This window comes from Streptomyces synnematoformans (genome assembly GCF_039531005.1).
Lineage (GTDB): Bacteria > Actinomycetota > Actinomycetes > Streptomycetales > Streptomycetaceae > Streptomyces > Streptomyces synnematoformans.
Genome location: NZ_BAAAPF010000248.1, coordinates 1 through 10,673 on the forward strand (window position 1 = coordinate 1; position 10,673 = coordinate 10,673).

At 74.3% G+C, this 10,673-nt stretch carries 7 protein-coding genes; 5 read left to right on the forward strand and 2 right to left on the reverse strand.

Annotated features, from left to right (window positions below):
• The coding region (locus ABD317_RS27395) for a heterodisulfide reductase-related iron-sulfur binding cluster (protein WP_344292991.1) at positions 1 to 929 on the forward strand (929 nt) is incomplete at its 5' end.
• 91 nt (positions 930 to 1,020) lie between these two features.
• Positions 1,021 to 2,463: a Gfo/Idh/MocA family protein gene (locus tag ABD317_RS27400; RefSeq protein ID WP_344292993.1), complete on the forward strand. Its 1,443-nt coding sequence runs from the start codon at positions 1,021 to 1,023 to the stop codon at positions 2,461 to 2,463.
• Positions 2,464 to 2,480: 17 nt separating this feature from the next.
• Here ABD317_RS27400 and ABD317_RS27405 read toward each other — a convergent pair whose 3' ends face one another.
• Entirely contained in the window at positions 2,481 to 3,239 is a 759-nt protein-coding gene (locus ABD317_RS27405) for a L,D-transpeptidase family protein (protein WP_344292995.1), read from the reverse strand.
• A 169-nt stretch (positions 3,240 to 3,408) separates the two neighbouring features.
• Here ABD317_RS27405 and ABD317_RS27410 point away from each other — a divergent pair, with 169 nt between their 5' ends.
• The gene (locus tag ABD317_RS27410; RefSeq protein ID WP_344292997.1) at positions 3,409 to 5,259 is read left to right on the forward strand and encodes an ABC transporter transmembrane domain-containing protein; all 1,851 of its coding nucleotides are present in this window, start codon (positions 3,409 to 3,411) and stop codon (positions 5,257 to 5,259) included.
• Entirely contained in the window at positions 5,256 to 7,037 is a 1,782-nt protein-coding gene (locus tag ABD317_RS27415; protein WP_344292999.1) for an ABC transporter ATP-binding protein, read from the forward strand. Before ABD317_RS27410 ends, ABD317_RS27415 begins: the two co-directional genes overlap by 4 nt.
• Before the next feature lie 62 nt (positions 7,038 to 7,099).
• On the opposite strand, the gene ABD317_RS27420 is transcribed toward ABD317_RS27415, so the two are convergent.
• Positions 7,100 to 7,894 (reverse strand): metal-dependent hydrolase, encoded by a 795-nt coding sequence (locus ABD317_RS27420; protein WP_344293001.1) that lies wholly within the window; start codon positions 7,892 to 7,894, stop codon positions 7,100 to 7,102.
• Between the two features lie 147 nt (positions 7,895 to 8,041).
• On the opposite strand from ABD317_RS27420, the gene ABD317_RS27425 reads away from it, so the two are divergent.
• Positions 8,042 to 10,570, forward strand: a complete 2,529-nt coding sequence (locus ABD317_RS27425; protein WP_344293003.1) for a DEAD/DEAH box helicase — start codon at positions 8,042 to 8,044, stop codon at positions 10,568 to 10,570.
• Positions 10,571 to 10,673 lie beyond the last annotated feature (103 nt).

The following is a 10,673-nucleotide window of genomic DNA, read 5'->3' on the forward strand; positions in this document are numbered from 1 at the left end:
TCGCCGAGGCGCACCGGCTCGGCGACCGGGTGCCGGGCGCCGCGACCCGGCTGGCGCGCCGCGCGGTGCGCCCCGACCTCGTACCCGAGTGGCTGCCGGAGATCCCCGGACCCGCGGCGCGCCGGCCGCCCGGCACCCGCCGCGAGGGCGCCGCCGCCGTCTACTTCCCGGCGTGCGTCAACCGCATCTTCGGCGGCCCCGACGACGCGCACGGCCCCGGCCTGGCGGAGGCCGTCGTCGCCGTCTCGGCCCGCGCCGGACGGCCGGTGTGGATCCCCGACGACGTCGTCGGCACGTGCTGCGCCACGATCTGGCACTCCAAGGGCTACGACGGCGGCACCCGGCTGATGGCCAACCGGATCGTCGAGGCCGCGTGGCGGTGGACGGACGGCGCCCGGCTGCCGGTCGTCGTCGACGCCTCGTCCTGCACGCTCGGCCTCGCGCACGAGGTCGTGCCGTATCTGACGGAGTCGAGCCGCAAGCTGCACGCGCGGCTGACCGTGCTGGACTCGCTCGACTGGGCCGCCGACGAGCTGCTGCCCCGGCTGACGATCGAGCGGCGGACGTCCTCCGCCGTGGTCCACCCGACCTGCTCGATGCGCCACCTGGGCAACACCGGCCGGCTCACCGCGCTGGCCGGGGCGGTCGCGGAGGAGGTCGTGGTGCCGGACGACGCGGCCTGCTGCGCCTTCGCCGGCGACCGCGGCATGCTGCACAAGGAGCTGACCGCGGCCGCGACCGCGCGGGAGGCCGCGGAGGTCACCGCCCGCGACTACGACGCGCACCTGTCGGCGAACCGGATGTGCGAGATCGGCATGGACCGGGCGACCGGCCGCTCGTACCGCTCCGTGCTGCTGGAGCTGGAGCGCGCCACGCGGCCGGCGGGCGTGCGGGGCGCCGCGGATAAGTCCATCGGGCCCGGGCGGTAAGTCCAACCTCCCAGTGGTGCAGACCTCTTGTGGGCGTGCCCGGGTCCGGCGAGGGTGGCGGCGAACCGACCGCACACCATCCGGAGGACGCATGCGCGAGGAGAACGCCACCCCGAGACCCGGCGATTCCGACGACGGCTACTCCCGCCGCTCGGTCCTGCGCTCGGCGGGTATCGCCGGAGCAGGCCTCGGCCTGGGGGCCTTCGGCGCCTCCCAGGCCCACGCGGCGGAGGGCGGCGCCGCCGAGAGCGCGGCCGCGGCGGAGGCCGCCGCGCCGCCGCGGCGCGGCAGGACGATGATCGGCGTGCCGTTCGAGAGCCACACCACGGTACGGGTCGGGATCATCGGCCTCGGCAACCGCGGCGGCGGCATGATCGACCTGTTCCTCGCCCAGCAGGGCGTGCGGGTGACCGCGCTGTGCGACCCGGTCGCGGACAAGGTGGAGCGGGCCGCGAAGAAGGTCGTCGACGCCGGCCAGCCCGCGCCGGCCACGTACACCAAGGGCGATCACGACTTCGAGCAGCTCTGCGCCCGCACCGACATCGACTTCGTCTACGTCGCCACCCCCTGGGACTGGCACTTCGAGATGGCCAGGGCGGCCATGGAGAACGGCAAGCACGTCGGCGTCGAGTGCCCCATCGCGATGCGCCTGGACGAGCTGTGGGACCTGGTCGACCTCTCCGAGCGCACCCGCCGGCACTGCATGCAGCTGGAGAACTGCGCCTACGGCAAGAACGAGATGCGGGTGCTGCGCATGGCGCACGCCGGGCTCTTCGGCGAACTGCTGCACGCCGCCGGCGCGTACAACCACGACCTGCGCGGGCTGATGTTCGACCCCGACTACTACGAGGGCCCCTGGCGCCGGCTGTGGCACACCCGCCTGCGCGGCGATCTCTACCCCAACCACGGCTTCGGCCCGGCGGCCAACTACATGGACATCGGCCGCGGCGACCGCGTCACGCACATCTCCAGCTTCGGCACCCCCGCGCTGGCCCTCGCCGAGTACCGCGAGGCGAACATGCCGCCCGGGGACCCGAGCTGGAAAGAGACGTACATCAAGGGCGACCGCACCTTCAGCATGCTGCAGACCGCCAAGGGGCGGGTGATCCGGTTGGAGCACGACGTCTCGACCCCGCACCCGTACAGCCGCATCAACTCCCTCGGCGGCACGAAGGGCGTGTTCGAGGACTACGAGCCGCGCATCTACCTGGAGCCGACGCACACCGACGACCGGTGGCACGACTTCGGGGAGTTCGCGGAGTACGACCACTGGCTGTGGAAGGAGCACTCCAACCCGCCCGGCGGCCACGGCGGCATGGACTACATCATGGTTTTCCGGCTGATGCAGTGCATGCGGCTCGGCCTGGTCCCGGACTTCGACGTCTACGACGCCGTGACGTGGACCGCGCCCGTCCCGCTCAGCCACCTGTCGATCAAGGCGGGCGGCCGGCCGCTGCGGTTCCCGGACTTCACCCGCGGCGGGTGGAAGGACGAGCGCCCCGGCGTGGACTCGGAGAAGCCCGACGGGTCGTGAGCCGCGGCGACTGACCGCTAACCGGCGAGGGAGGCCCGGTCGCCCATGACGGCGACCGGGTCCTTCTCCGGGTCCAGCGCCGTCAGCAGCTCCGTCATCCCGGACCTGGAGATGCTGACGCAGCCGGACGTGCCGCTGCCGTGGTCCAGGTGGAACCAGATCGAGCCGCCCTTCTCCCGCCCGCGCGGGCGGGTGGGGTCGAGCGGCGAGGTGCCCCGGATGCGGTTGTAGTCGATGGCGATGACGAGGTCGAAGTCGTTCCAGTGCGTCTTCGGCCAGAAGCGGGGGGCGGCGAAGGCCGGGGAGCGGGTGTAGGGCAGCTTCGCGCCCGGGTCGGGGAGCACGCCGCCGGCGTCGGAGAGGGTGAACACCCCGACGGGGCTGCGCTTGTCGCCCTCGCGGTGGTCGGCGGTCCAGCCCTTCCGGCCGTTGTGCGCCGGCCAGCTCTCCTGCCGCCGCCAGTTCCCGCCGCGCTTCTCGTAGAGGACGACGGTGGCCTCGGCGGAGTCGGGGCCCTCGCCGTACACGGCCACGGCCTGGCGGGAGTCCTCGGGCACCGCGCCGTTCCACCGGGCGCCGACGCCGGGGAGGCCGCCGGGCGGGGTGCGCGGCGACGCGCTCGCGCCGGCGCCCGTGCCCGTTCCGCCGCCGCTGCCGTCCCCGCCGGAGGAGCCGGACCCGCCGGACGGGCCGCCGCAGCCGGCCAGCAGGAGCAGCCCGACGGCCGCCGCGGCCGTCCTGCGCGGCAGCCGCCCGCTCGTCCCGTATGCACGCATACGCCCATGGTCACACGCCGCCCGGCCGACCGGGGCGGCCGGGCGGCGGGCGGCCGGCCGCACTGGCCGCAATGTCACGCCACGAGGGAAAACGGGTTGAAAACCGCACCCGGAACCCGACAGCCTTGCACGGCTCACCCCACGCCCCGAGACGACCTGTTGGGATGCCATGCAGCTGCGCGACCTGCCGCATACGGACCCCGGTGAACCCGATGTCCGGTCCGGGCACCACTTCCTCGTCTGGCTCGGCCGCATGCAGCTCGGGGGGCAGCTCGCCGCGCTGCTGTGGGGGCTGGTGTGGATGCTGCCCATCGGCGCGATGCCGCTGGCCGTGGGCATGGCGGTGCAGGCGGTCGTGGACCGGGACGGCGGGCGGCTGGCGGGTGCCGGCGCGCTGCTGATCGTCTTCGGCGGGCTCATTGCGCTCGGCGACAGCATGCTGCACCGGGCGGCGGTCACCAACTGGATCACCGCCGCCTCCCGGGTGCAGCAGCTGCTGGCGCGCAAGGCGGCCGACCTGGGCTCGGTGCTGACCCGGCGGGTGGCGGCCGGCGAGGTGGTCGCGGTGAGCACCGGCGACGTGGAGAAGATCGGCTGGTTCGTCGAGTCGTTCTCGCGGTTCACCGCCGCGCTGGTCACCGCGCTCGCCGTCGCCACCGGGCTGGTCGTGTACGCGCCGGAGCTGGGCGTCGTCGTGGCGCTCGCGCTGCCGGTCCTGGCGCTGGCGCCGCTGCCGCTGCTGCCGTACGCCACCCGCCGCGCCGACGACCAGCGCGCCAAGGCCGGCCGGGCGACCGAGCTGGCCGCCGACACCGTGGCCGGACTGCGGGTGCTGCGCGGCATCGGCGGCGAGGAGCTGTTCCTCGACCGCTACCGGGCGGCGTCGCAGGAAGTGCGGACCGCGGCGGTGCGCAGCGCGCGGATGTGGGCGCTGATCCACGCCGTGCAGGTGGCGCTGCCGGGGGTGCTGCTGGTGGTCGTCGTCGGGCACGGGGTGGGGCTCGCGCGGAACGGGACGATCACGATCGGCGAGCTGGTCACCGTGTACGGCGCCGTGACGTTCCTGCTCTTCCCGATGCACCACTTCGCCGAGCTGGCGATGGCGTACTCCTTCTCCCGGCCGTCGGCCAAGCGCGCCGCCCGCGTGCTCGGGCTGGCCCGTACCGCGGCGGGCACGGGCGCAGACACCGGTACGGACGCCGGGGCGCTCGGCGGGGAGCTGCATGACCCGGCGACCGGGCTGCGCGCCGGGGCCGGCCGGCTGACCGCCGTGGTGTGCGGCGACCCCGACGCCGCCGGGCGGCTCGCCGACCGGCTCGGCGGGCACCCGGCGGAGCCCGGCGGGCTGCCGTCGGTGCGGCTCGGCGGGGTGGCGCTGGACGACGTGCCGCTGGCCGGGGCGCGGGCCGCGGTGCTGGTACAGGACAAGGACCCGATGCTGCTGTCCGGGACGCTGGCCGAGCTGCTGGACGTACCGGCCTCCGGCGCCGTGTCGCCCGCCGCCGCGCTGGCCGCCGCCCAGTGCGGCGACGTGCTGACCGCGCTCGCCCAGGCCGCGGTCGGGGTGCCGGACGCCGGCGACGAGCCGATGGGCGCGCCGATCACCGAGCGCGGCCGGTCGCTCTCCGGCGGCCAGCGCCAGCGCCTCGCGCTGGCCCGGTCGCTGGTGGCCGACCCGGAGGTGCTGGTGCTCGACGAGCCGACCTCCGCGGTCGACTCGCACACCGAGGCGCGTATCGCCGAGGGCCTGCGGGAGCTGCGCGCGGGCCGTACGACGGTGGTGTTCACCTCCAGCCCGCTGCTGCTGGACCGGGCCGACACGGTGGCGTTCGTCCAGGACGGCGCGGTGGTGGCCGAGGGCCCGCACCGCGAGCTGCTGCACGGCGACGTCGCGTACCGCGCCGTGGTCACCCGGGAGACCGACGACGAGAAGCAGGCCGCCGCCGACAGCCCACGGAGCGACGGCGGCGCGGTGCGCGACGAGGGCGGCGTGCCGCGGATGATGGAGGAGACCGCATGATCGGCGTGCGACCGCCGGAGTACGACCCGGCCGCGCCGCGCACCGCGACCACCCTGCCGGTGGGCGCGCCCGCGACCGTCCGCGGCTACGTGGCCGAGCTGCTGCGCCGGCACCGGACGGCGTTCCTGCTGCTGATCGCCGTGAACGCGGTCGCCGTGATCGCCTCAATGGCGGGCCCGTACCTCCTCGGCGGCCTGGTGGAGGACCTGTCGACCGGGGTCCGGGACCTCCCTCTGACCCGCGCGGTGGTGCTGTTCTCCCTCGCGCTGGTGCTGCAGGCGGTCTTCATCCGGCTGGTGCGGCTGCGCGGCGCGATGCTGGGCGAGCGGATGCTCGCGGACCTGCGCGAGGACTTCCTGGTCCGGTCCGTGGGGCTGCCCCCGGGCGTGCTGGAGCGGGCCGGGACCGGTGACCTGCTGTCCCGTATCACCACCGACATCGACCGGCTGGCGAATGCGATGCGCGAGGCCGTGCCGCAGCTGACGATCGCGGTGGTGTGGGTCGGTCTGGTGCTGGGCGGGATGGTGGTGATGGCGCCGCCGCTGGCGGTGGCGGTGCTGCTGGCCGCGCCGGTGCTGCTCGCGGGCTGCCGCTGGTACTTCAAACGGGCGCCGAGCGCGTACCGCTCGGAGGCCGCCGGCTACGCCGCCGTGGCCGCGGCGCTGACCGAGACCGTCGACGCCGGCCGGACGGTGGAGGCGCACCGGCTCGGCGCGCGCCGGGTCGCGCTGTCCGACCGGCGGGTCCGGGAGTGGGTGGCGTGGGAGCGCTACACCCTCTACCTGCGCTGCATGTTCTTCCCCGTCTTCAACGCCACCCACATCGTCGTCCTCGGCTCGGTGCTGCTGATCGGCGGCGCCTTCGTCTTCCAGGGCTGGATGAGCGTCGGCGAGCTGACGACGGGCGCGCTGCTGGCGCAGATGCTCACCGAGCCGGTGGGCATGATCCTGCGCTGGTACGACGAGCTGCAGGTGGCGCAGGTGTCGCTGGCCCGGCTCGTGGGCGTACGGGACATCGAGGAGGACCCCGGCGACGCGGCGCTGCGGCCGGGCGGCCGGGACGTGCACGCCGACGAGGTCCGCTTCGGCTACCGCGCCGGGGCCGACGTGCTGCACGGCGTCTCGCTGCGGCTCCGGCCGGGCAGCCGGCTGGCGCTGGTCGGGCCCTCGGGCGCGGGGAAGTCGACGCTGGGCCGGCTGCTGGCCGGGATCTACGCGCCGCGGCGCGGCGAGATCCGGCTCGGCGGCGCGGAGCTGGCCCGGATGCCGGCGGAGCGGGTCCGCGAGCACGTGGCGCTGGTCAACCAGGAGCACCACGTGTTCGTCGGCTCGCTGCGGGACAACCTGCGGCTGGCGCGCACCGGGGCGGGCGACGCGGAGCTGTGGGCGGCGCTGGGCGCGGTCGACGCGGGCGAGTGGGCGCAGGCGCTCGACGACGGCCTGGACACCGAGGTCGGCTCGGGCGGCGCGGCGCTCACCCCGGCGCAGGCGCAGCAGATCGCGCTGGCCCGGCTGGTGCTGGCCGACCCGCACACGCTGGTGCTGGACGAGGCCACGTCGCTGCTCGACCCGCGGGCGGCGCGGCACCTGGAGCGGTCGCTGGCGAAGGTGCTGGACGGGCGGACGGTCGTGGCCATCGCCCACCGGCTGCACACCGCGCACGACGCGGACGTGATCGCGGTGGTCGAGGACGGCCGCATCAGCGAGCTGGGCAGCCACGACGAGCTGGTGGCGGCGGACGGGGCGTACGCCGCGCTGTGGCGCTCCTGGCACGGCTGACCCGGCAGTCCGTGGTCGGCGGTCGGCGGGTCGGCGGTCCGGTGCGCCCGGGCGGGGCGTCGTCAGCCGACGACGCCCACGGCGGTGAGCCCGCCGGCGGCGCCGGCGAGCATGAAGGCCGGCATCAGTATCTTCAGCTCGATCCAGCTGCCGGCGCGGAAGCGCATGAAGTCCGGCGGACCGATCGGGTACCAGCGCCTGCGGCCCACCGGGATCGGCCACAGGACGGGACAGCCGGAGACGGTCAGCGCGTCGCCGAGGTCGTGCACGAGGGCGCCGAGGACGATGGGCAGGCCGAGCCACAGGTACTCCTGGCCCGGCTCGGTGAAGAGCCAGCCGGAGCCGTTGCCGGGCTTGTCGAGGACGCCGGCGAGGATCCACGCGCTGGTGGCGCCGAGCAGCCACACCAGCACGTCGCTGGAGACGCGGGCGGCCCGCCACAGCAGCCCCTCGACGGCCAGCACCATGTGCACGAAGAGGATGCCGAGGACCGCCCACCGGCCGCCGAGCACCGCGAGCGCGGAGAAGCCGGTGCCGATCAGCACCGCCCACAGCCAGGTGTGCGTCAGGGTCCGGTGTCCGCCGGAGCGGCGCGGGTCGCCGGGCTTCTTCGTGGCCTTGTAGACGGCGGCGGAGAGCTTGTCGATGATCTCGCAGAGGATGCGGGACAGCGGGCCGAAGGCGCGGGAGATGGTCGCCGACTTGTGGTCGAGGTCGGGCGCGAGGGCGGCGCCGGCGCAGACGAGGGCGCCGACGACGAGCACGGGCCAGGGCATCTCGTGGCCGGCCGCGGTGGCCGCCGCGCCCACCCCCAGCCACGCCGCCGCCCCCGAAAGCGAGTGCGCTGGACCCATCATGAACGCTCCCCCACCCCTCGTACGCGCCTGTGGTGAACGGCCGTTGGCCGCAGGCACACCGCTCGTCGGCGGCTCAGCCTAGCGCGGTTGATCTTCGGCCGTACGAGGGGTTCACACTTCGGGGGCGGCGGAGGGCAGTATGGACGGGTGACCCTTATCGATCAGCTGCCGCCCACCGCCGACCCCGACGACCTCTTCGAGGCGTTCTCCTCCTGGACCGAGGAGCGGGGCATCTCCCTCTATCCGGCGCAGGAAGAGGCTCTGATCGAGGTCGTCTCCGGCTCGAACGTGATCCTGTCCACCCCTACCGGCTCCGGGAAGTCCCTGGTCGCGGCCGGTGCGCACTTCGCGGCCCTGGCCCGGGACGAGGTCTCGTTCTACACCGCGCCGATCAAGGCGCTGGTGTCGGAGAAGTTCTTCGACCTGTGCAAGATCTTCGGCACGGAGAACGTCGGCATGCTCACCGGCGACGCCTCCGTCAACGCCGACGCGCCCGTGATCTGCTGCACCGCCGAGGTGCTGGCCTCGATCGCGCTGCGCGACGGCAGGGACGCCGACATCGGCCAGGTGGTGATGGACGAGTTCCACTTCTACGCCGAGCCGGACCGCGGCTGGGCCTGGCAGATCCCGCTGCTGGAGCTGCCGCAGGCGCAGTTCGTGCTGATGTCGGCGACGCTCGGCGACGTCTCCCGCTTCGAGGACGACCTGGCCCGGCGCACCGGCCGGGCCACCGCGGTGGTCCGCTCGGCGACCCGGCCGGTCCCGCTGTCCTACGAGTACCGCACCACCCCGCTCACGGAGACGCTGACGGAGCTGCTGGAGAACCGGCAGGCGCCGGTGTACATCGTGCACTTCACCCAGGCCCAGGCGGTGGAGCGGGCCCAGGCGCTGACGAGCATCAACATGTGCAGCCGCGCCGAGAAGGACGAGATCGCCGCCCTCATCGGCAACTTCCGCTTCACCACCCGGTTCGGCAAGCAGCTGTCCCGCTACGTCCGGCACGGCATCGGCGTCCACCACGCCGGCATGCTGCCCAAGTACCGGCGGCTGGTGGAGAAGCTGGCGCAGGCCGGGCTGCTGAAGGTCATCTGCGGCACCGACACCCTCGGCGTCGGCGTCAACGTGCCCATCCGCACGGTGCTGTTCACCGCGCTGACCAAGTACGACGGCAGCCGGGTGCGCACCCTGCGGGCCCGCGAGTTCCACCAGATCGCCGGGCGCGCCGGCCGGGCCGGCTTCGACACCTCCGGGCTGGTGGTGGCGCAGGCGCCGGAGCACGTCGTGGAGAACGAGAAGGCCCTCGCGAAGGCCGGCGACGATCCGAAGAAGCGCCGCAAGGTGGTGCGCAAGAAGCCGCCGGAGGGCTTCGTCAACTGGTCGCAGAACACCTTCGAGAAGCTCATCGCCGCCGATCCCGAGCCGCTCACCTCCCGCTTCCGCGTCACCCACGCCATGCTGCTGTCGGTCATCGCCCGCCCGGGCGACGCCTTCACCGCCATGCGCCGGCTGCTGGAGGACAACCACGAGCCGCGCAGGAAGCAGCTGCGGCACATCCGCCGGGCCATCGCGATCTACCGCTCCCTCCTCGACGGCGGCGTGGTGGAGCAGCTCGACGAGCCCGACGCACAGGGCCGCACCGTGCGCCTGACCGTCGATCTGCAGCAGGACTTCGCCCTCCAGCAGCCGCTGTCCACCTTCGCGCTGGCCGCCTTCGACCTCCTCGACCCCGAGTCGCCCTCCTACGCGCTCGACATGGTCTCCGTGGTGGAGTCCACCCTCGACGACCCCCGGCAGATCCTCGCCGCCCAGCAGAACAAGGCGCGCGGCGAGGCGGTCGCGGAGATGAAGGCGGACGGCGTCGAGTACGAGGAGCGGATGGAGCGGCTGATGGACGTCGGCTACCCCAGGCCGCTGGAGGAACTGCTCTCCCACGCCTACGGCCTGTACCGCAAGAGCCACCCGTGGGTCGGCGACCACCCCCTCTCCCCCAAGTCGGTCATCCGTGACATGTACGAGCGGGCCATGGCCTTCGGCGAGTTCGTCTCCTTCTACGAGCTGGCGCGCACCGAGGGCATCGTGCTGCGGTATCTGGCGAGCGCCTACAAGGCGCTGGACCACACCGTGCCGGACGAGCGGAAGTCCGAGGACTTCGAGGACATCGTCGCCTGGCTCGGCGAGATGGTCCGCCAGGTCGACTCCAGCCTGCTGGACGAGTGGGAGCAGCTGGCCAACCCGGCGGAGGAGACCGCCGAGGAGGCCCTGGAGCACGCCGACCAGGTGCGGCCGGTGACGGCCAACGCACGCGCCTTCCGGGTCCTCGTGCGCAACGCGCTGTTCCGCCGGGTGGAGCTGGCGGCGCTCGACGACGCGGACGAGCTGGGCGCGCTGGACGAGGAGTCCGGCTGGGACGCGGAGCGCTGGGGGGAGGCGCTGGACGCGTACTGGGAGGAGTACGAGGATCTCGGCACCGGGCCGGACGCCCGCGGGCCGCGGCTGCTGCGGATCGAGGAGGAGCCGGAGCACGCGCTCTGGCGCGTCCGCCAGACCTTCGCCGACCCGGAGGGCGACCACGACTGGGGCATCTCCGCGGAGGTGGACCTGACCGCCTCAGACGCCGAGGGCCGCGCCGTCGTCCGGGTCACCGACGTCGGCCCGCTGAGCCGGGTGACCGGCTAGGCTCCGCCGGCGTCGGGCCGGCGGGCCGGGCGGCCGCCCCGCCTCCGCGCGGCAGGCCCGTACGGCGCCGGCGGCCGCGCCGCAGCCAGCCGAGGCTGCCGCG

What these genes read in the sequence shown, in the direction of transcription:
- ABD317_RS27400 (WP_344292993.1), top strand. Translation starts at nt 1,021, where the DNA reads ATGCGCGAGGAGAACGCCACCCCGAGACCCGGCGATTCCGACGACGGC.
- ABD317_RS27405 (WP_344292995.1), bottom strand. Translation starts at nt 3,239, where the DNA reads ATGCGTGCATACGGGACGAGCGGGCGGCTGCCGCGCAGGACGGCCGCG.
- ABD317_RS27410 (WP_344292997.1), top strand. Translation starts at nt 3,409, where the DNA reads ATGCAGCTGCGCGACCTGCCGCATACGGACCCCGGTGAACCCGATGTC.
- ABD317_RS27415 (WP_344292999.1), top strand. Translation starts at nt 5,256, where the DNA reads ATGATCGGCGTGCGACCGCCGGAGTACGACCCGGCCGCGCCGCGCACC.
- ABD317_RS27420 (WP_344293001.1), bottom strand. Translation starts at nt 7,894, where the DNA reads ATGATGGGTCCAGCGCACTCGCTTTCGGGGGCGGCGGCGTGGCTGGGG.